Source organism: Eggerthia catenaformis OT 569 = DSM 20559 (genome assembly GCF_000340375.1).
Classification (GTDB): domain Bacteria; phylum Bacillota_I; class Bacilli_A; order Erysipelotrichales; family Coprobacillaceae; genus Eggerthia; species Eggerthia catenaformis.
Genome location: NZ_KB446647.1, coordinates 248,442 through 269,096 on the forward strand (window position 1 = coordinate 248,442; position 20,655 = coordinate 269,096).

Below are 20,655 nucleotides of genomic sequence, written 5' to 3' on the forward strand. Positions count from 1 at the left end.
TGTAAAAAATGATTATAAGGATTATAGTAGGAGGATGTTGTTAAAAATATTTCCAGATATATCTATAGAAATGATAGGAAAGACGAAAGCATGAAAGTAATTTTTAGATGAAGTGGAGATAAGCAATGCAAAAATTAAAAGAATTATCAGATAGTGAAATTGAAACTATATCAAGATATATTGCAAACACGTTTAGTGACTATAAATATAATACTGCTGATAAAGGACTGGTTAAGTATATACCAAATCGTGAAGATATGTTTATATATATTAATGCAATTGTTCAAGCATCATATAAGAGCGGGATGCTTTATACGACATCAGAAAATAGGGAAGGATACCTTATATTAGCAGGAGAAGGTGTTGGGACAGTTCAGTTTATTGATGGCATAAAGATGATATTAGCTGAAAAGAAAGCTCTTGGCGGATGGAGAAAAATGAAATCTTTTATATCTGCTTGTTTTTCTGATGGTAATACTATCGAATATAGAATGCGTAAATCAAAACGGCAATATATAAAGATAGAAGTATTAGTTGTGAGATCTGAATTTCAGAAACAAGGATATATGAGAAAAATGATGGAGTTTGTTTATGAACTTGCAAAAGAAAAAGAGATACCGGTTATTCTGGATACAGATGATATGGATAAAAGTTTAAGATACCGGCACCTTGGAATGAAATTGGATAGGATACGTCATTGTGGAGATGATTTTCATATATATGATTTAATATATGAAAATCATCTAAAAGAAACAGAAAATAGATTAGAAAATAATAAATGATTTTGAGTTTGTAAGTGAAATTTTATGATGATTCATGAATATGGTTTGAATAATGAAAAGATAGTTGTGCTTATACATCCCTCTTATGTAATGTGGAATTATTTTGACTTTGTTATTGCTTTATTAAAGGATAACTGTCATATTATTGTTCCTGCTTTACCGGGATATGATGAAGAACATCCAAAGGAGAATTTTACGAGTGTTGAAAAAATTGCTGATGATATTGCCGATATATTGATAGCAAAGAACATTGAAACCATAGATGTTCTTTATGGATGCTCAATGGGAGGAAGTATAGTACTAAGAATGCTTGTTACTAGAAAAATCGGCATAAAAAATGCAATTTGTGATGGGGCTATCACCCCGTAATAGCTTCCTTGGCTAGTTACAAGACTTATTGTATTAAGAGATTTCTTAATGATTTCTATGGGTAAGATAGGGGGACTTAAGCTACTTGAAAAAGCTTTTTCAACTGATGAATACAGTAAAGATGACCTTAAATATATTTGTAAAGTTCTTCATTTCATAAGCTATAAGACAATATAGAGAACTTTTGAATCATGTAATAATTATGCTATGCAAAAAAATACATTCGAATATAAGGGGAAAATTGAATACTGGTATGGCATCTCTGCATCCTGAGGGGATGGCGGAACGCATAATAGAATTATTGAAAAACTGATTAGGGATGAATGTTTGTAGTATCTTCTTAATTGGTGCTATATAATAAATAAAGTAAATTATAATAATTTTTATAGACTATAAGGTTATAAATCTGAGTTTGCTGGCAGTTTAATATTAATATAATAAAATAAAAAAATTGAAGTATTGGCGGTATTAAAATATGGAAATAATTGCACTATTGAGAGGAGTAATGCCGACAGGGAAAAATAGAATACCTAAAATGACATTTTTGGTAGAAATACTTGAAAAAGCAGGACTGAAAAATGTAAAGACTTTGGAGATGAAAAGTTTATCATTGGTTCTGAATGTTTGTATATGTATCTTCCGAAAGGTGCAAGTCCAAAAAGATTAAATACAAATTATCTTGAAAACCAGCTTTTAATAACAATAATAATGAGAAAATTAAGTGTTGTTGAGCATTTAGTTAGATTATGCGAAAAATAGGAGAAAATGAGATGGAATTTTATAAAGCATTAGTAGGAGAAAAAAGCAATAAAAAAAATATATTTAGTGATTTAGTTGGTGAGTGGGATATTGAATGGATTGATGGCAAAGGTACTGAAAATGAAAGACATGTAATTGGAGAATGGATATTTTCAGATATACTAAATGGAGATGGAATACAAGATGTTTTCATTTGTCCATCAAGACAAGAGAGAATATCTAATCCTCAGCCTGACGCAGAGTATGGAACAACAATAAGAATATACAATCCTAAAAAACAAAAATGGGATATTTGTTATACTTGTTTGGGGAAAATGGTTTATTTAGAAGCTGAAAAAGTGGAAGATACAATTATCTTAACAAATCTAAATAATGATAATGGTCTAAACTTATGGGTGTTTGATAACATATTCGATTCAAATTTTCATTGGGAAAACAGAACATCTTTTGACAATGGAAAAACTTGGCTAACAAATGGGGAAGTATTCGCAAAGAAGCGAAAATGAGATAGATAATCAAACGCTTCCTGAGGTGATTAAAATGAAAACTGCTGTTATATACATACATGGCAAAGCTGGTTCCGTTAATGAGAGTAATTATTATAAGAAGTTCTTTAATGATGAATATGAAGTTATTGGTTTTGATTATAGATCAGAATTGCCATGGGATTCTAAGAAAGAATTTCAAACATATTTTGACGATATTACTTCTAAATATAAAGATATTATAATAATTGGAAATAGTATTGGAGCTTATTTCTCTTTGATATCTTTATCAGAATATCCAATTAAAAAAGCAATGTTTATTTCTCCTGTCGTGGATATGGAAAAGCTGATAGAGGATCTGATGAAGCGGTCAAATATTACGGAAGATGAATTAAGAAGTAAGAAAGAGATTGAAACAAAGTTTGGTGAGACATTATCTTGGAAATATTTATCATATGTAAGAAATCACTTTATCAAGTGGAATATTCCTACATCTGTTTTATATGGTGAAAAAGATATTTTAACTTCAAAAGAAGCCATAACTATGTTTGCCGAACAAATTGGTGCTAATCTTACAATCATGGAGAATGGAGAACATTGGTTTCATACCGATGAGCAATTAAATTTTTTGGATAATTGGATTAGAAATTCAATTCAATAAAGTAAAATTTATGGAGGAAATGGTACTATGCTTCATTTGGAAAAAGTAAATGGAAAAAATATATAGGAAATAACTAAATTGCATGTATCAGAGTCACAAAAAGAATTTGTTGCCACAAATGATATCAGTATAGTTGAAGCATACACTGCTATTACGGCAAATGGATTTGCATTTCCATTTGGCATCTATGATGGTGAAATTCCTGTTGGATTTATTATGATTGGCTATGATATAGATGATTATTGGGATAATGCACCTGATATAGCAAGAGGAAACTATAACCTTTGGCGTTTAATGATAGACCAAAAGTATCAGAAAAAGGTTTTGGAAAAGAAGCTATTGTTCTTGACTTGAATTTCATTAAATCCTTTCCTTGTGGCAAAGCAGAGTATTGCTGGCTGTCATATGAATCTGAAAATGTAGTAGCTCGTAAATTATATCATTCCTTTGGTTTTACTGAAACCGGGGATAGGGATGGAAATTAGAATTTATAAGGACATGAAACGATGGATCTGAAGGGGAAAGGATTAGAAATGAAAAAGCTTAGTGTGAATGGAGCGGAGTATGAAATTGAGAAGTTTTTAGGGAAGGGTAAAGGCGGATATTCATATTTAGTTTTTAAAGACGGAAGAAAATATGTTTTAAAGCAAATACATCATGAGCCATGTTCATACTATCAGTTTGATAATAAGATTCAATTCGAGATAAAAGATTATAAAAAATTATTTGCTATAGGAATTCAAATACCGATCATGATTAATGTGGATATTGAAAATGAACGAATTATTAAAGAATATATTGAGGGTAATACTATATACAAATTTGTGATTAGTGATAAAATGAAACTGGGGTGTATAGAACAAGTTAGAGAAATATGTAAGCTATTATATCCTTTAAAAATCAATATTGATTATTTTTCATTTAATTTTGTCGTCAGTATGGAAGAATGGAATTTTGAAAATTGGGGAATAAAATATTGGTCTAAAACACCTGAATTTCTTCGATATTTTGAAGAACATAAATAAATATGCAGTAAATGCTACTATCAGTAGCATGAAAAACAACTACTGACATCAAATGTTTCTTGTTTTTCAAAAGGCATTTTGGTAGTTTGTGATAAAAGTTAGGAGCATATTAAAATGAATTTAGGAAAACAAATTAAGAACTATAGGAAACAGACGGGTATGTCACAGGAAAAGATGGCTGAAAAAATTGGAGTATCACGACAGGCAATTACCAAATGGGAAACTGATGCAGGAATACCTGATATTGAAAATCTTATTGCTATCGCAAAATTGTTTAAGATATCTGTGGATGAGCTTTTATTTAATGAGAGAAAACAGTCTGAATATATATATGAAAGCAGAACCGAATATGATATTGATAGCCGGAAGGATTATGATGTAAATCTTGGCAGTGTACATAGTGTTATGCTAAAAGCATGGGATGGTGAAAAGATAATAGTGTCTTTATTATCAAATATTCTCGATAGGTTACAGAGTGATTATAAAATTAAGATTGATGACAAAAAGAATACAATTGATCTGGATATTCAAAGGTTAAATGATGCAACAGAGACTGATGCGAAAAAGAATCTTATGATTCAGGTTCTTATCCCACATAAATATATGGGTAAAATTGAAGTTGTTGTAAATGCAAAAAAACTTAATATTTTTAATATTGAAAATGAAAAAATAGAAGTTAATGGAAAAGTTAATGAAGTAACTTTAGAAGGAAATAAGAGTGAAATAGAGATTGATTCAAATGTGGATATGCAAATTAATCTAGTATCTCATAAAGGAGCTATAGAATTAAATCAGCTATCTGCTGTTTCTAAGATGATTATTCCGAGTGATTACTATTTTAGAACAATGAGGAAAGGAATAGCTACTCATGTATATTATGAGTATCAAGGGAAGAAAGCAGAAGATTATTCTCATCCTGAAGCAGATAATTATATTGAGTTTAATGGAATGAAAAGTGAACTGATTATTTCTAAAGTAAAGGTATAAAAGTGAGGAATGGCAGAAGATTAATAGAAAATAAAATTATTTAAAAGGTTGAATAAATACTATTGGTACTAAGAATAGCTTCAATCGTTAGAAATTGAGAATAGAGGAACAAATTGAATTATTGTAACAGAACTATCATTTGTATATTAGCACTCATTGAAAGCGGTGGATGAGTTCTTTGCATAAGAAGTTATATTAGGTTTATTATAGAAAGGATGCTAAAGAAGAGTTAATATTATAGGAAAAAATAGTAGAGTAAGTTACAAACTTACTCTACTATATGAATAATAATTTCTTTTTCTTTTGTTGTGTGATGATTATCAGTAATACTGATAGTAATTTTACAGTTTCCTTTCTGTAATGGTGTAACATAACCATTCTTATCTACCGTAGCTTTTGATCTATCACTGGATTTAAAGTTAACGCTTGCTATTTTTAATTTCTTTGATGAAGGAGAAGTATTATATTTTATCTGATATTTCTCTTTTAATGTGATAGATGCTTCTTTTTCATAGAGATTGATGCTTTTTAATAAAGGTCCTTGTTTAATACAGGCAATCTGATAAATACTTGTTAATAAGATAAAATAGAGAATCATTAAAATAAATTTTAGTTTTCTATTTATTTTTAATCTATAGATGAATAAAAAAGGCATAAGAGGAAGTAAAATAATACTTACAAATATTTTTGCAGGTGTCCATTTTCTTTCTTCTTCAATTTCTTTAACAAGCTGTTTCTGATCCATTGCCATACGACTCACCTCGTTTATAAAGTATATATGAATCAATAAAAAAAGTCTATAAAATCTTCTTTTGGTCTTTACAAATTTTCTAAAAATAGTAAGATAAAAATGTCTTTAAAATATATCTTTGGGGCAGGTGAGATTCCTGATCGGTGGTACAGTCCACGAGCGTAAGCATGAACCGGTGTAATTCCGGTACCGACGGTTATAGTCCGGATGGAAAAAGATGGTGTCATATATACTTTTTCATCTCCCAATATAATGGGAGATTTTTTTCACCATAGAAGGGACAATTATGGAAAAAAAAATAAATACAAAAACACTTGTAATCGTATCAATGCTGGGAGCTATTGCAGCGCTGCTGATGTTTATAGAAATTAGTCTGCCTTTTGCTCCGACATTTGTGAAGTTTGATATTTCAGATCTTCCTGTTTTAATTTCAGGCTTCCTTTTTGGACCTTTTTTAGGAGTCTTAACGGCAGTTATAAAAATTATTATTAAACTGCTGATTAAGCCAACATCTACATTCTTTATAGGAGAATTTTCAAATTTTATTTTATCTGCAGTTTTTATGGGTACAGCTTCATTTATATATCGTAAGCATCGTACTAAAAAATATGCAGTTATAGGTGTTGCTTTGGCAACACTATGGACATCAGTTGTTGCTATTATTTCTAATTGGCTGCTGATTTTCCCTTTATATGCCAAGATTTTCGGTATAACTATGGAAAGTATTGTAAAGATGGTATCAGTAATTAATCCATTAGTAAAAAATACTGTAACTATGTTTTTCTTTTCATTGTTCCCTTTTAATCTTTTTAAATATGGTATGATTTCTTTCATAACCTTTCTTATTTATAAGAAAATATCTGTTGTGATTAAAAGATATATTAAATAATATTGATTATTCTGATTTTTAAAGGTATTCTATAGAATGTGCAGGGGGAAAGCATTATGATTAAGGTAGTAAAGTTTGGCGGTTCATCTTTAGCTGATGCCAGCCAGTTTAAAAAGGTTTATGATATTGTTGGCAGTGATCCTGATCGCAGATATATTATTAATAGTGCACCGGGGAAGAGATTTAAAGATGATACAAAGATTACAGATTTATTGATTCTAGCTTATTCCAATAGAAAATCAGATCATTTTAACCATATATTTACTCAGATTACTGATCGTTTTAATGAGATTATTAATGAGCTTTCACTTGATTTTTCATTAGATGATGAATTTGATCAAATAAAAAATGATATTATGAATGGAGCGGGATTTGATTATACAGTTAGTCGAGGAGAATATCTGAATGGGAAGATCCTAGCTTATTATCTGGGATATGATTTTATTGATCCTAAAGATGTTATTAGAGTCGATATTAATGGCAACTATGATGCTTATCGTACTGATCCTCTTTTAAGTAAAGAACTTAAAAAGCATGACTATGCAGTTATACCGGGGTTTTATGGTTATAAGAATGATCACTCACATACTATTCAGGCGTTTTCAAGAGGTGGAAGCGATGTGACAGGCAGTATTGTTTCTAAATGCATCCATGCTAAGCTTTATGAAAACTGGACTGATGTAAATGGTTTTTTAATTGCTGATCCTCGTATTGTTGATAAGCCTCAGTCTATTCGTATTATTACATATAAAGAATTAAGAGAATTATCTTATATGGGGGCATCTGTTCTTCATGAAAATTCTATTTTTCCGGTAAGAAGTCAGGGTATTCCTATTAATATTAAAAATACTAATCAACCTGATGATCCCGGTACTTTAATCGTTGAAACAACGGCTCATAAGCCGGAGCATATTTTAACCGGAATTGCCGGTAAAAAAGATTTTACTACAGTTATGATTGAAAAAGACATGATGAATTCAGAGATCGGTTTTGGGCGTAAGGTGTTACAGGTTTTTGAAGAAGAAAAGCTATCTTTTGAACATATGCCTTCCGGCATTGATACAATGACCATTGTTGTGAATACTAAAGAATTTATAAAAAAAGAACAATCTGTTCTATCTGGTCTTCATCGAGCTGTTAATCCTGACCACATTGAATTGGAATCTGATCTTTCGTTAATTGCAATTGTCGGACGAGGTATGAAAGACGGAAGAGGAACAGCTGCTCGTGTTTTTAATGCTTTGGCTAAGAAAAATATTAATATAAAAATGATTGATCAGGGATCTTCAGAATTAAATATTATTGTAGGTGTAAGGAACATCTATTTTGATGATGCTATACGTGCTATATATGATGAATTTATTACTAATGATGATTAAGACCTTTATCGGTCTTTTTTCTTTACATTAAATAGTTATAAGTATATTATATACCCATAGGGGGTGTAGGTATTGAAAGAAAAATTTAATGTAATGGGAATGACATGTGCTTCATGTCAGGCACATGTTGATAAGAGTGTTAGAAAACTTCATGGTGTCAGTGATGTGAATGTAAATCTGCTTGCTGAAAATATGGAGGTAGACTATGATCCGGATAAATTGACTTCATCTGATATTATTGAAGCTGTTAGAAAAGGCGGATATGATGCTGCTTTATATGATGAAAAAGAGGAATCATCAGTAAAAAAGAAAGATGATTTAAAAGAGAGAAGACAGGCTCTTGTTGCATCATTTGTTTTTATGATTCCTTTATTTTATTTGTCTATGGGTTCTATGATGAATTGGCCGCTAATTCCTTCAATTTTTTTAGGTCAAAAGCATATGATGATTTTTGCTTTAACTGAATTATTGCTTACAATACCTGTTATTTATATTAATAAGCATTATTTTATTGGCGGTTTTAAATCATTGTTTCATTTAGCTCCTAATATGGATTCATTGATTGCGATAGGATCAGGTGCTTCTATTATTTATAGTCTTTATGCGATGTATATGATGGCTTATTATATGGGGATAAATGATTTATCATCAGCTCATAACTATCACATGAATCTCTATTTTGAATCATCAGCAATGATTGTGACACTTATTTCATTAGGTAAATATTTTGAAGCGAGAAGCAAACAAAGAACAAGTGCTGCTATTGAATCACTGATGAATCTTGCTCCTGATACAGCATCTATATTAGTAGATGGAATAGAAAAAAAAGTATCTATTGAAGATGTTCATGTTGGAGATGTTGTTGTTGTAAGAAGTGGAGAAAGTATTCCTGTTGATGGAGTCATCATAGAAGGATCAGCAAGTGTTGATGAATCAATGATTACCGGAGAGAGTCTCCCTGTTACAAAGAATGAAGGTGATATGGTTATTGGATCGACAATGAATAATAATGGACGTATGTTGCTTAAAACATTAAAAGAAAATCAGAATTCTACTCTTTCTCAGATTATTTCTCTTGTTGAGGAAGCAGGCAGTTCTAAGGCACCTATTGCCAGACTTGCTGATATTATTAGCGGTTATTTTGTACCGGCAGTTATTTTTATTTCTCTTATTACATTAATTATTTGGATTATTGCCGGTGAGTCTTTTCATTTTGCTTTAAATATGGCGGTTTCTGTTCTTGTTATTTCATGTCCTTGTGCCCTTGGCTTGGCAACACCGACTGCTATTATGGTTGGAACAGGAAAAGCTGCTAAGATGGGATTATTAATTAAAGATGCACAAGCTTTGGAGACAGCTAATAAAATAGATATGATTATTTTTGATAAGACCGGTACTCTCACAAATGGAACACCTCAGGTTATTGATGTTTTAGAGAATGATCAAAGATTATTACAATATGGAATATCTTTAGAAGCAATGTCTTCACATCCTTTAGCTCAGGCTATTACTGAGTATCAATCAGTAGATTATTTAGAGGTGACTGATTATAATGAAATTCAGGGACAGGGAATCAGAGGTATTATTAATGGTAGTGAAGTATTGGCAGGTAATTTAAAAATGATGACTGAAAATCATATTACTGTTGCCAATCAGGATTACTCTTTAGAAGGAAAGACTGTTTTATATTTTGCGATTGATGGAAAATATGCTGGTCTAATGACATTGGCTGATTCATTAAAACCATCAGCTGCCCGGGTGATTCAGGAACTTCATAAAAGACATATAAATACAATAATGCTTACCGGTGATCATGAGCTTACTGCAAAAGCAATTGCAGATAAATTGGATATAGACTATCGATCTGAAGTATTACCGGCCGATAAAGAAAGAATAGTTAGAGAACTTCAGGAAGAAGGGTATATAACTGCTATGCTTGGTGATGGCATAAATGATGCACCTGCTCTTACGAGAGCACATGTGGGTATTTCTTTTGTTTCAGGTCTTGATATTGCGATTGAATCAAGTGATATTGTTTTAATGAAGAATGATTTAAGAGACTTAATCACAATTATTGATTTATCACATGCTGTTATTAAGAATATTAAAGAAAATCTATTCTGGGCATTATTCTATAATTCTCTTTGTATTCCCGTTGCTGCCGGGTTATTCTATCATTCTTTTGGCTTAAAGCTGTCACCTATGCTTGGCTCTCTGGCGATGAGTTTTTCAAGTGTATTTGTTGTTAGTAATGCTTTAAGATTAAGATTATTTAAAACGAAGGAGATACCTGTTAAAGAAAATATACAGGTAACTAAAAAAGAGGAAGATATTATGATTACAAAAGAAAATTGTGATAAGATTTTAAAAATTGAAGGAATGATGTGTAACCATTGTCAAAAACATGTAGCCAATGCTTTGAATGCTTTAGATAATGTAGAAGCTGAAGTTTCATTAGAAAATAAGGAAGCTTATATTAATGTTTTTAATAAGAAAGTGACTGATCAGATGTTTAAAGATACTGTTAAAGAAGCTGGATATGAGATTACAGGAATCATAATTAATAAAAAGTATAATGAAAAAAATTATGATAAGATAATAGAAGTCACTGATATGATGTGTAAGAATTGCCGGAATCATGTTCTAGAAGCAATTAATAGTATTGAAGGAGTTCATGTTGATGTTTCATTGTTTGAAAATAAAGTATTTATTAAAGGGAATGCATCTGACGATGCATTAAAAGAAGTTATTGAAGAAGCAGGTTATACTGTTGGGACTATCAAGGAGATTCATAATGCAGGCTGATACTAAGATGATAGAAAGATATTTGAGAACTGCTAAAGGACAGATAGACGGTATTTTAAAAATGATTGAGGAAGATCGTTATTGTCTTGATATTTCTAATCAGCTGATGGCCACTCAGGCAATATTAAATAAAGCAAACAAAGAAATCTTGGCTTCTCATATGAGACATTGTGTCTTAGAAGCTGTAAAAAGCCATCAACAAGAAGAAAAAATAGAGGAAATGATTAAAGTTATTGATAAACTTGTTAAATAAAGCTTCTTTAGGAGAAGCTTTATTATTTTATACTTGCTTTTGAGGTACTTTTATATGTATATTAATAGCTAATGGGGGTTTAATATGAAAATTGGATTTGATAATGATAAATATTTACGATTGCAGTCTAAACATATAGAAGAAAGAATAGCTCATTTTGGCGGAAAGCTTTATCTTGAGTTTGGTGGAAAGCTCTTTGATGATTTTCATGCCTCAAGAGTATTGCCAGGCTTTCAGCCTGACAGCAAGATTAGAATGCTTAAACATTTAAAGGATCAGACTGAGGTTGTGATTGCGATACGTGCAAAGGATATTGAAAAGAATAAAGTACGTGGAGATATTGGTATTACCTATGATATGGATTTATTAAGACTGATTGATGAATTTACAAATTTTGGATTATATGTAGGCAGTGTTGTTCTTACACAATTTACTGAATCTTCAGCTATTCTAGCTTATGAGAATAAGCTGAAGGCTTTAGGGATTCGTGTTTATCGTCATTATATTATTGAGAGATATCCTTCAGATATTCCTCATATTGTTAGTGAAGAAGGATTTGGCAGAAATGACTATATAGAAACAAAACGTCCATTGGTTGTAGTAACTGCACCCGGACCTGGAAGCGGTAAAATGGGAACATGCTTATCCCAGCTTTATCATGAAGCTAAACGTGGAGTAAAAGCAGGATATGCTAAATTTGAAACATTTCCAATCTGGAACCTTCCTTTAAATCATCCTGTTAATGCTGCTTATGAAGCAGCTACAGCTGATTTAAATGATGTCAATATGATAGATCCTTTTCACTTAGAAGCTTATGGGGAAACAGTTGTTAATTATAATCGTGATGTTGAAGTGTTTCCTGTATTAAAAGCTATGTTTGAAAAAATATCCGGTAAAAGCCCTTATCAATCACCAACAGATATGGGTGTAAATATGGCAGGATATTGTATCATTGATGATCGGATTACAAGAGATGCCAGTAATCAGGAAATTATCAGACGTTATTATCAGGCTCTATGTGATAAAAGAAAAGGGCAGGGATCAGCTAATACAATTAATAAAATTCAGCTTCTGATGGAGAAATCATCAATTTCAATTGCTGATAGAAATGTGGTTAAGGCAGCTAATAATAAAGCTTTAGAAACAGATGCTCCGGCAGCTGCTATGGAGCTTGATGATGGAGTGATTGTTACCGGTAAAACAAGCTCATTACTTGGAGCAAGCAGTGCCTTAATTCTTAATGTTTTAAAATATTTAGCCGGTATTGCTGATGATGTTAAGCTAATATCACCTAGAGTTATAGAACCTATCATGGAATTGAAAGTGAATTATTTAGGTAATCATAATCCATTGCTTCATTTAGATGAGATTTTGATTGCTTTATCAATTGCTGCATTAGATAATTCTGCAGCCAGACAGGCTTATGCTATGCTTCCTAGACTTAAAGGCTTAGAAGCACATTCTTCAGTCATACTATCTCAGATAGACGTTAAAGTTTTTAAGAAGTTAGGTGTTAATCTTACTTGTGAACCAAAATATCAGGAAAATAAACTTTTTCATAAATGATTTTTAAAGCAAACAATTTTTGTTTGCTTCTTTTTATTATCTAAGTTGAGATGATGTTTTTTTTATTTTATAATAGATTTATTAAAGGAGGATAGGTATGCTTTTAATAAAGAATGGTAGAGTTATTGACCCAAGTCTACAAATTGATAGAGTGATGGATATTTTGGTTGAAGATGGGATAATTAAGAAACTGGGACAAATTAAAGGTAATTACAAAACTATTGATGCATCAGGACTGGTAGTTGCTCCGGGACTGGTGGATGCTCATGTGCATTTCAGGGATCCTGGATTTACATATAAGGAAGATCTTGAAAGTGGCTCTAAGGCAGCTATTGCCGGTGGTTTTACAACAGTTGTTTTAATGGCTAATACATCTCCGGCTGTAGATTGTTTAGATGTATATCATGATATTATGAATCGTGCACAAAATCTTCCTTTATCTATTCATCAGTGTGCTAATGTTACCCTTGGTCTTAAAGGAAAAGAATTGACTGATATGGAAGCATTTTATCAGGCAGGAGTATGTGGCTTTACTGATGATGGTATCCCAATAGGTGATCCGCAGATTTTATTAAAAGCTTTTGAATATTCGCACAGGTTTGATCTTCCTATATCTCTTCATGAGGAAGATGCTCAGTTGATTGGATCTTCAGGTGTTAATGAAGGAGAAGTAAGCAGACAGCTAGGAATTAAGGGAGCATGTAAAGAAGCAGAAGAGGTGCTTATTGCTCGTGATTGCATTCTTGCTAAAAAAACAGGTGCAAAAATAGATATTCAACATTTATCTAGCGGAATGAGTGTTGATATCATTCAATTAATGAAAAAACTGGGAGTTAATGTTTATTGTGAGGTAACCCCTCAGCATTTATGTTTGACAGAAAAAGATGTTCTTAAATATGGTGCTTATGCTAAAATAAATCCGCCTTTTAGGACAGAAGAAGATCGTCTCAAACTTATTTGGGGACTTAAAAATGATATTATTGACATGATTGTAACTGATCATGCTCCTCACAGTAAAGAAGAGAAAGAGAGAGGTATCGATAAGGCCCCAAGTGGAATGATTGGATTAGAGACATCATTAGCTTTGGTTATTACTCATTTAGTTGAGCCCGGTCATTTAACTTTAACTAAAGCATTAGAAAAAATGACTATTAATCCGGCAAAATTCTACAAATTTGATTGCGGAACACTTCAAATAGGTAAAAAAGCTGATATTGTGATTTTTGATCCACATGAAAAATGGACTGTAAGCTTAAATGATTTTAAGGGAAAATCAGTAAATTCACCATTTATCGGTCATGAGCTGACCGGTAGAGTAAAATATACTATTCATCATGGGAATATTGTCTATTCACATTAATCATTTGAAAGAATTTTATTGATTGACATTATATTTATAGATAATTACAATGTTAATTGTTAAGAATAGGTAAATATTGTTATGTTGCTTATATATCTTAAGTCTATAAGCAATACTAATGAGATGTTAATAAATAAAGAGGACTTTTCCTCTTTATTTATTATAAGGGGATGATACTTTGATTCAGGAAAATATTTTTACTTATTTAAGATTTAGAGGTTCAATTGATTTTAAGGATGATCCTTTTAATGAGATAGATGCAATGATTTTTTCAATACTATCTTATATAGATTTTAGTGATTTTTATTATGAAGGCATTAGCATTAATGAAGTTTATTTAGCTCTTGTCCGCAATGATAATGCTAATAGTGATGATGAAGAAAAAACCAAACAGAGAAATAAAGAACTGATTTATCTGATGACACAGTCAAAAAGATTTTCTCAGGTTAAATTTTATCATTATTGTGATCAGACAAGTTATGAAGATATTATTCAGTTTTCCGGTATTCATATAGAATATACTAAAAATCACTATTTTATTGCTTTCAGAGGAACTGATAATAGTTTAACCGGATGGAAAGAAAACTGGATGATGATCTATATGACTTCTGTACCTGCTCAGCTATCTGCTGTAGATTATTTAAATTCTACAATTGATTGTTCTTTTAAGGGCCATTTTAAGAAATATATTATCGGCGGACATTCTAAGGGAGGAAATTTAGCTTTATTCGGTGCCTTAAATTGTCAAAATAGAACAGTTGAAAAGATAAATGAATTTTATCTTTTTGATAGCCCCGGTCTTAAAGAAAGCTTTCATTATACTGAAAGATATAATAAAATTAAAAAAAAGATTCATGCTTTTACTCCTGAATTTTCTATTATTGCGATGACATTTGAATATGCTGAATTGGGGCACATGGTTGCAAGTTTTGAAGAAGGGTTAAATCAGCATTATGGTGAAAACTGGATCGTTGATGGAAATCATTTTAAGGAAGCTGTTTATCGTAATGAGGAAAGTATTCGAATAGAAAAAATCTTTAAGAAATGGCTTGAACGTATTCCTAATGATCAAAGAGAAATATTTGTGGAAAGTCTTTTTATTGTTTTAGAAAAAGCTAATATCGTAACAATGACTGATTTCTCAAACATGAACTTTAGAAATATATTTGCTATTATGAAAGCTATGACAGCCTTGTCAAAAGAGCATAGAATACTTATCATTAAAATATTATCTTTATTAGCAGCTATTACCGGTAAGAGCATGCTTAAACATATGGAGGGGAAAAATAATGCTAAAACTAGGAACAAAAGCACCTGATTTCAAGTTGGAAGATCAAAAGGGAGAAGTACACCAATTAAGTGATTATTTAGGAAAGAAAGTTATTCTTTATTTTTATCCTAAAGATAATACATCAGGCTGTACAAAACAGGCATGTGGTTTTGCACAGGTTTATCCTGATATTCTGGAAAAAAATGCTGTTATTTTGGGAGTCAGTAAAGATTCAGTAAAATCACATAAGAAATTTCAGGAAAAATATAATCTTCCCTTTACATTATTAGCTGATCCGGATCATAAAGTCATTGAAGCTTATGATGTATGGAAAGAAAAAAAGATGTATGGAAAGACATATATGGGAATTGTACGTTCAACTTATCTGATTAATGAAGAAGGAATAATTGAAAAAGCATTAGAGAAAGTCAAGCCTGCTGATAATCCAAAAGAAATGGCTGAAATGCTATGAGAATTATTTTATCACCGGCTAAAAATATGATCTTTGATGATTCTCTGGGATATTCCGATTTACCTGTTTATTTAACAAAAAGTTATAAATTATTAAATTATCTTCAATCATTAAGCTATGAAGAATTAAAAGAATTATGGAAATGTAATGATAAATTAGTTTTATTGAATCAGGAAAGAATTAGAATGATGAATTTAAAACAGGCTTTATCACCAGCTGTCTTAAGCTATGATGGACTTGTTTTTAAACATATGGCTCCACAAATATTCAGTACCGGTGCTTTTGATTATATACAAAAGCATTTAAGAATATTATCAGCATTTTATGGTGTCTTAAAACCTTTAGATGGAATTTGTTTATATCGTCTTGAAATGCAATCCAGAGCAGGGATTAATGATACTAAAAGTCTTTATGACTATTGGGATGATTTAATCTATAGAGAAGTTATTGATGAAGATCATTTGATTATTAATCTGGCTTCTAAAGAGTATTCCAAGTGTGTTGAAAACTATCTTCAAGAAAATGATCATATGATTCATATTGTTTTTGGCGAGTATAAAGAAGGAAAGATCATTACTAAAGCTACTAAAGCAAAGATGGCAAGAGGGGCAATGGTTAGATTTATGGCTGAAAACCGGATTGCCGATAAAGAGGATATAAAAAAATTTAATGATTATCATTATTTATTTGATGACAGTTTAAGTACTGAATCTTTGTATTATTTTATTGAAAATAAAGAATAAGCATATTATTTGAGAATAATAGAGAACTTAGTATAATAAAAAAGAGGTGAAAACTATGAAAAAAATTACAATGTTTTATTTAGATGATTGTGGTTATTGTCATAAGGCACATAAAGCTTTAGAAGAATTGTATGCTGAGAATCCTGATTATGAAAAAATCGAGATTCATGCTGTTGAAGAATCAAAGGAACCTGAATTTGCGGATAAATTTGATTATTATGCCACTCCTACATTTTATGTAGATGATCAGAAAATTTTTGAAGCACATATTGGTATGACTTATGAACAAATAAAAAAAGAGGTTAAAAAAGTATTGGATATTGCAATTAATTAGGCATATGGTATGCCTAATTAATTGTATAGTGAGGCTTAATATGAATTTTGAAGAAAAAGAAGAACTCTTATTAGATATTTATAATAAAGGGTATCAGAATGGTAATGAACAGGGGACTCTTTCAGGATATAATAAAGGTGCTCATGATATGTATTTGCATCTTTATGAAAAGCTTGTGAAGGCTTTTGGTGAGACTGCTGCAAATAAGCTTTATATTGATTTTTTTGAGAAAGATCAAAGATTTGATGAGCTTAATGAGCAGGAAGAAATCAATATGCTGGTGGAAATAATAGAACCGTATCTTATTTATAGTGAATCATCACAATCTTATCAGCTAAAAGAAAATACTCCTCAGGAAATAAAAGAAGCAAAAGAAGAATATGATATACTAACAAAAAAACAGTTGGTTAATTAAAATATCCCTTAAAGCCAAAATACTTTAAGGGATATTTTTATAATAGACTAAGAATAAATGATTCAACTTCACTCATTTTTACAGTAGGCTCAAATCTTGCGACAACATTGCCTTCACGATCAACAATAAATTTTGTGAAGTTCCATTTAATATCGGAATTATTCTTATAATCCTTATCAATCTTTTTTAGCATAGCACTCATGGCTAAAGCCTTTACACCTTTACCAAATCCTTTAAAAGACTGCTGATTCTTCAGATATTCATATAACTCCAGTGAATTGTTCCCATTGACATCAGATTTTTTCATTTGTGGAAACTGTGTATGATAGTTTAGTGTACAGAAATCATGAATCTCTTTATCGCTGCCCGGTGTCTGACCGGCAAACTGATTACAGGGAATATCAATTATTTCTAATCCCTGATCATGATATTTTTCATACATGCTTTCTATATCTTTATACTGTGGCGTAAAGCCGCATCCGGTAGCTGTATTTACAACCATAACAACCTTATTTTTAAAATCACTCATACTTACCGGTTCACCGGCTGCATTGATCACATTATAATCATAAAAATTCATTATAAAAACCTCCTATAATAATGCATCCAGTTTAGCTGTAAGGATATTTTTACCAATAGCTCCTAAAGCCTCATCTTTTACTTGCCCATTTTTAAATAATTTGAAATTCGGGATACTCATAACGCCATATTTAGCGGCCAATTCAGGTTCTTGATCCACATTGATTTTTACAATCTTTGCTTTTCCTTTATAGTCTTTTTCAATAGAATCTAATACCGGACCCATCATTTTGCATGGACCACACCAGTCAGCATAGAAATCAACTAATACCGGAATAGATGATTTAAGTACTTCATTTTCAAATTCATTATTGTTTAAAATTTTTGACATAATCTTATCTCCTTTAATTAATTACAATTATATTGTACACAATATAATAGGATTGTCAACTCATATGTATAAAAAGAAAGTAATTTTATTTTGTGATATTGCTATCATGATAAAGATATATTATAATATGTAGAGTGAAAAGGAGAGGGGATATAAAGAATATGAAAGCAATTACGGACTCTATAGAATATGTAGGGGTTAATGATCATCAGATAGATTTATTTGAAGGACAATATGCTGTTCCTCATGGAATGGCTTATAATTCTTATGTTATTAAGGATGAAAAAATTGCTGTTATGGATACTGTGGATATTCATTTTAAACATGAATGGCTGGATCATTTAAGTGCTGCATTAAATGATCGTAAGCCAGATTATTTAATTATTCAGCATATGGAACCTGATCACTCTGCAAATATTGAGAATTTTTTAAATGTCTATCCCGAAACAATTCTGGTTGGTAATAATAAGACATTTAATATGCTGGAACGTTTTTTCGGTAAAGAGTTTGGTAAGAACAGATTGATTGTTAAAGATGGCGAAGAGTTGTCTTTGGGTATTCATGTGTTAAAGTTTATTTTTGCTCCAATGGTGCATTGGCCTGAAGTTATGATGACTTATGATATGCATGATAAGGTTTTTTTCAGTGCTGATGCTTTTGGTAAGTTTGGAGCATTGGATCATGATGAAAAATGGATTGATGAGGCAAGAAGATATTATATTGGTATTGTTGGAAAATATGGAATGCAGGTTCAGAGTCTTCTCAAGAAGGCGGAAGCAATTGATATACAGGCTATAGCCCCTTTACATGGTCCTGTATTAAAAGAAAATCTTGGCTATTATTTAGATTTATATGATAAATGGTCAAGCTATGCGACAGAGAAGGATGGTATTCTAATTTGTTATACAAGTGTTTATGGGCATACTAGGGAAGCTGTTGAAAAGTTTGTAGATATGCTTCAGAAAAATAAATGTCCTGATGTTAAGATTTATGATCTGGCAAGATGTGATATGAGTGCTGCTGTTGCTGATGCTTTTAGTTATGGCAAGATTGTTTTTGCAACAACAACTTATAATGCAGATATTTTCCCTTATATGAGAGAATATATTGATCATTTAACAGAAAGAAATTTTTCTAAGCGTCATATTGCATTTATAGAGAATGGAACATGGGCACCGATGGCTGCCAGAATTATGCAAAAAATGCTGACACCTTGTAAAAATCTGACTTATGCTGAAACTAAGGTTACTATTAATTCAGCTGTGCATGAAGACAGTATTGAAAGCATGAAGAAATTGGCTGATGAATTATGCAGTGAGTATATTAATTCTAGTGAGGAAGCTAATAAAAATGACTTAACAGCTTTATTTAGACTAGGTTATGGATTATATGTTGTGACAACTCATGATGGTAAGCAGGATAATGGCTGTATTGTCAATACTGTTACACAGGTTTCAGAGAATCCGACGAGATTAGCTGTCTGTATTAATAAAAAGAATTATACAGATCATATCATTATGAAAACGGGTAAATTAAATGTTAACTGTCTTTCTCAGGAAGCACCATTCAGTGTTTTTGAAAAATATGGTTTTGTTTCCGGGCGTACAAAAGATAAATTTGCCGGAATGAAAGTATCACGTACAGATAATGGTCTTGTAATACTGCCACAGTATATTAATGCTGTAATGGCTTTAAAAGTTGAACAGACAATTGATTTAGATAGTCATCATATGTATTTATGTGCTATTGAAGAAGCTCGTGTCCTGTCTAATACTGAAACAATGACTTATACATATTATCAGAATAATGTTAAGCCTAAACCTGAAACTGAAGGTAAAAAAGGCTGGGTATGTAAGGTATGCGGATATGTTTATGAAGGAGAAGAGTTACCGGATGACTTTATCTGTCCATTATGTAAACATGGTGCATCAGACTTTGAAAAGATTAAGTAAGCAGGATTTTCCTGCTTTTTAATTGCTTAATAAAACATTTATTTATATAATATAAAACAGGTGAAAATAATGATTATTGAATTAATTAAATATACAATTGGCGGTATTAGTAGTTCTGCTGCTGAATATTTTTCATATCTTATTTGTTTGAAGTATTTGATGATAACACCTTATCTGAGTGTTATTGTCGGCTTTATTGTGAGTACGCTTGTTTCCTTTGTATTTAATGAATTTATTGTTTATAAGAAGAGGGATGGAGAAAAAAGAAATAGGTTATTTTCTTTAGGGAAAAATTTTATGACATATTTTTCTACAGGTATTATTTTAAAAGAAATTTTACTTTATATATTTTTAAAAGTATTTTCTGTTTCTGCAGATTCAGCTTTGATTTATATTCTTATTATTATTGCTCCTTTAAATTATCTTATTACTAAATACTGGGCTTTTAAGACAAAGAAAGTATGATATTTAATTACGTATTTCATTTT

General features: G+C 31.0%; 24 protein-coding genes and 1 riboswitch. Of the genes, 21 read left to right on the forward strand and 3 right to left on the reverse strand.

Features of this window, described 5'->3' with window-relative positions:
• Positions 1 to 125: 125 nt before the first annotated feature.
• The 8 genes from HMPREF9943_RS03665 (at position 126) to HMPREF9943_RS03700 (ending at position 5,068) form a co-directional block, all read left to right on the forward strand.
• Positions 126 to 782, forward strand: coding sequence for a GNAT family N-acetyltransferase (locus HMPREF9943_RS03665; RefSeq protein WP_004802126.1), 657 nt, complete (start codon positions 126 to 128; stop codon positions 780 to 782).
• A gap of 24 nt (positions 783 to 806) precedes the next feature.
• Positions 807 to 1,151 (forward strand): alpha/beta fold hydrolase, encoded by a 345-nt coding sequence (locus HMPREF9943_RS10245; RefSeq protein WP_004802128.1) that lies wholly within the window; start codon positions 807 to 809, stop codon positions 1,149 to 1,151.
• 475 nt (positions 1,152 to 1,626) lie between these two features.
• Positions 1,627 to 1,818, forward strand: coding sequence for a DUF1697 domain-containing protein (locus tag HMPREF9943_RS03675; protein WP_004802131.1), 192 nt, complete (start codon positions 1,627 to 1,629; stop codon positions 1,816 to 1,818).
• Positions 1,819 to 1,921: 103 nt separating this feature from the next.
• Positions 1,922 to 2,416: a hypothetical protein gene (locus HMPREF9943_RS03680; RefSeq protein ID WP_004802132.1), complete on the forward strand. Its 495-nt coding sequence runs from the start codon at positions 1,922 to 1,924 to the stop codon at positions 2,414 to 2,416.
• 34 nt (positions 2,417 to 2,450) lie between these two features.
• Positions 2,451 to 3,056 carry an alpha/beta hydrolase gene (locus tag HMPREF9943_RS03685; protein WP_004802134.1) on the forward strand — a complete coding sequence of 202 codons (606 nt, stop codon included), beginning with the start codon at positions 2,451 to 2,453 and terminating at the stop codon, positions 3,054 to 3,056.
• 78 nt (positions 3,057 to 3,134) lie between these two features.
• The gene (locus HMPREF9943_RS10250; protein WP_004802136.1) at positions 3,135 to 3,410 is read left to right on the forward strand and encodes a hypothetical protein; all 276 of its coding nucleotides are present in this window, start codon (positions 3,135 to 3,137) and stop codon (positions 3,408 to 3,410) included.
• Between the two features lie 152 nt (positions 3,411 to 3,562).
• A complete protein-coding gene (locus HMPREF9943_RS03695; protein WP_004802138.1) occupies positions 3,563 to 4,081 on the forward strand; it encodes a serine/threonine-protein kinase in 519 nt (172 codons plus the stop codon).
• Positions 4,082 to 4,195: 114 nt separating this feature from the next.
• A complete protein-coding gene (locus tag HMPREF9943_RS03700; protein WP_004802140.1) occupies positions 4,196 to 5,068 on the forward strand; it encodes a helix-turn-helix domain-containing protein in 873 nt (290 codons plus the stop codon).
• Positions 5,069 to 5,336: 268 nt separating this feature from the next.
• Here HMPREF9943_RS03700 and HMPREF9943_RS03705 read toward each other — a convergent pair whose 3' ends face one another.
• Positions 5,337 to 5,819, reverse strand: coding sequence for an Ig-like domain-containing protein (locus HMPREF9943_RS03705; protein ID WP_004802142.1), 483 nt, complete (start codon positions 5,817 to 5,819; stop codon positions 5,337 to 5,339).
• Positions 5,820 to 5,929: 110 nt separating this feature from the next.
• A riboswitch (FMN riboswitch) is annotated at positions 5,930 to 6,042 on the forward strand.
• 63 nt (positions 6,043 to 6,105) lie between these two features.
• Here HMPREF9943_RS03705 and HMPREF9943_RS03710 point away from each other — a divergent pair.
• The 11 genes from HMPREF9943_RS03710 to HMPREF9943_RS03760 all read left to right on the forward strand — a co-directional run bounded on the left by HMPREF9943_RS03710 (position 6,106) and on the right by HMPREF9943_RS03760 (position 17,305).
• Positions 6,106 to 6,708 (forward strand): ECF transporter S component, encoded by a 603-nt coding sequence (locus tag HMPREF9943_RS03710; protein WP_004802143.1) that lies wholly within the window; start codon positions 6,106 to 6,108, stop codon positions 6,706 to 6,708.
• 56 nt (positions 6,709 to 6,764) lie between these two features.
• Positions 6,765 to 8,087, forward strand: coding sequence for an aspartate kinase (locus HMPREF9943_RS03715; protein WP_004802145.1), 1,323 nt, complete (start codon positions 6,765 to 6,767; stop codon positions 8,085 to 8,087).
• Between the two features lie 72 nt (positions 8,088 to 8,159).
• Positions 8,160 to 10,892, forward strand: a complete 2,733-nt coding sequence (locus HMPREF9943_RS03720) for a heavy metal translocating P-type ATPase (protein ID WP_004802147.1) — start codon at positions 8,160 to 8,162, stop codon at positions 10,890 to 10,892.
• Positions 10,882 to 11,145, forward strand: a complete 264-nt coding sequence (locus tag HMPREF9943_RS03725; protein WP_004802149.1) for a metal-sensing transcriptional repressor — start codon at positions 10,882 to 10,884, stop codon at positions 11,143 to 11,145. Before HMPREF9943_RS03720 ends, HMPREF9943_RS03725 begins: the two co-directional genes overlap by 11 nt.
• A gap of 84 nt (positions 11,146 to 11,229) precedes the next feature.
• Positions 11,230 to 12,711 (forward strand): DUF1846 domain-containing protein, encoded by a 1,482-nt coding sequence (locus tag HMPREF9943_RS03730; RefSeq protein WP_004802150.1) that lies wholly within the window; start codon positions 11,230 to 11,232, stop codon positions 12,709 to 12,711.
• Positions 12,712 to 12,808: 97 nt separating this feature from the next.
• Entirely contained in the window at positions 12,809 to 14,071 is a 1,263-nt protein-coding gene (locus HMPREF9943_RS03735) for a dihydroorotase (protein ID WP_004802152.1), read from the forward strand.
• A 178-nt stretch (positions 14,072 to 14,249) separates the two neighbouring features.
• Complete coding sequence (locus tag HMPREF9943_RS03740; RefSeq protein WP_004802153.1) at positions 14,250 to 15,389, forward strand: Mbeg1-like protein; 1,140 nt, start codon at positions 14,250 to 14,252, stop codon at positions 15,387 to 15,389.
• The gene (bcp, locus tag HMPREF9943_RS03745; protein WP_004802156.1) at positions 15,361 to 15,813 is read left to right on the forward strand and encodes a thioredoxin-dependent thiol peroxidase; all 453 of its coding nucleotides are present in this window, start codon (positions 15,361 to 15,363) and stop codon (positions 15,811 to 15,813) included. Before HMPREF9943_RS03740 ends, bcp begins: the two co-directional genes overlap by 29 nt.
• The gene (gene yaaA, locus HMPREF9943_RS03750) at positions 15,810 to 16,556 is read left to right on the forward strand and encodes a peroxide stress protein YaaA (RefSeq protein WP_004802158.1); all 747 of its coding nucleotides are present in this window, start codon (positions 15,810 to 15,812) and stop codon (positions 16,554 to 16,556) included. The genes bcp and yaaA overlap by 4 nt, the downstream gene beginning before the upstream one ends.
• Before the next feature lie 55 nt (positions 16,557 to 16,611).
• Positions 16,612 to 16,890 carry a glutaredoxin family protein gene (locus tag HMPREF9943_RS03755; RefSeq protein WP_004802161.1) on the forward strand — a complete coding sequence of 93 codons (279 nt, stop codon included), beginning with the start codon at positions 16,612 to 16,614 and terminating at the stop codon, positions 16,888 to 16,890.
• 40 nt (positions 16,891 to 16,930) lie between these two features.
• Positions 16,931 to 17,305: a hypothetical protein gene (locus HMPREF9943_RS03760; RefSeq protein ID WP_004802163.1), complete on the forward strand. Its 375-nt coding sequence runs from the start codon at positions 16,931 to 16,933 to the stop codon at positions 17,303 to 17,305.
• A gap of 37 nt (positions 17,306 to 17,342) precedes the next feature.
• Here HMPREF9943_RS03760 and HMPREF9943_RS03765 read toward each other — a convergent pair whose 3' ends face one another.
• The gene (locus HMPREF9943_RS03765) at positions 17,343 to 17,885 is read right to left on the reverse strand and encodes a glutathione peroxidase (protein ID WP_004802165.1); all 543 of its coding nucleotides are present in this window, start codon (positions 17,883 to 17,885) and stop codon (positions 17,343 to 17,345) included.
• 12 nt (positions 17,886 to 17,897) lie between these two features.
• Positions 17,898 to 18,215, reverse strand: a complete 318-nt coding sequence (gene trxA, locus HMPREF9943_RS03770) for a thioredoxin (RefSeq protein ID WP_004802167.1) — start codon at positions 18,213 to 18,215, stop codon at positions 17,898 to 17,900.
• Between the two features lie 161 nt (positions 18,216 to 18,376).
• Between trxA and HMPREF9943_RS03775 the strand changes: the two genes are divergently transcribed.
• Positions 18,377 to 20,167: a flavin reductase gene (locus tag HMPREF9943_RS03775; RefSeq protein ID WP_004802169.1), complete on the forward strand. Its 1,791-nt coding sequence runs from the start codon at positions 18,377 to 18,379 to the stop codon at positions 20,165 to 20,167.
• A gap of 69 nt (positions 20,168 to 20,236) precedes the next feature.
• Complete coding sequence (locus HMPREF9943_RS03780; RefSeq protein ID WP_004802171.1) at positions 20,237 to 20,632, forward strand: GtrA family protein; 396 nt, start codon at positions 20,237 to 20,239, stop codon at positions 20,630 to 20,632.
• Positions 20,633 to 20,655 lie beyond the last annotated feature (23 nt).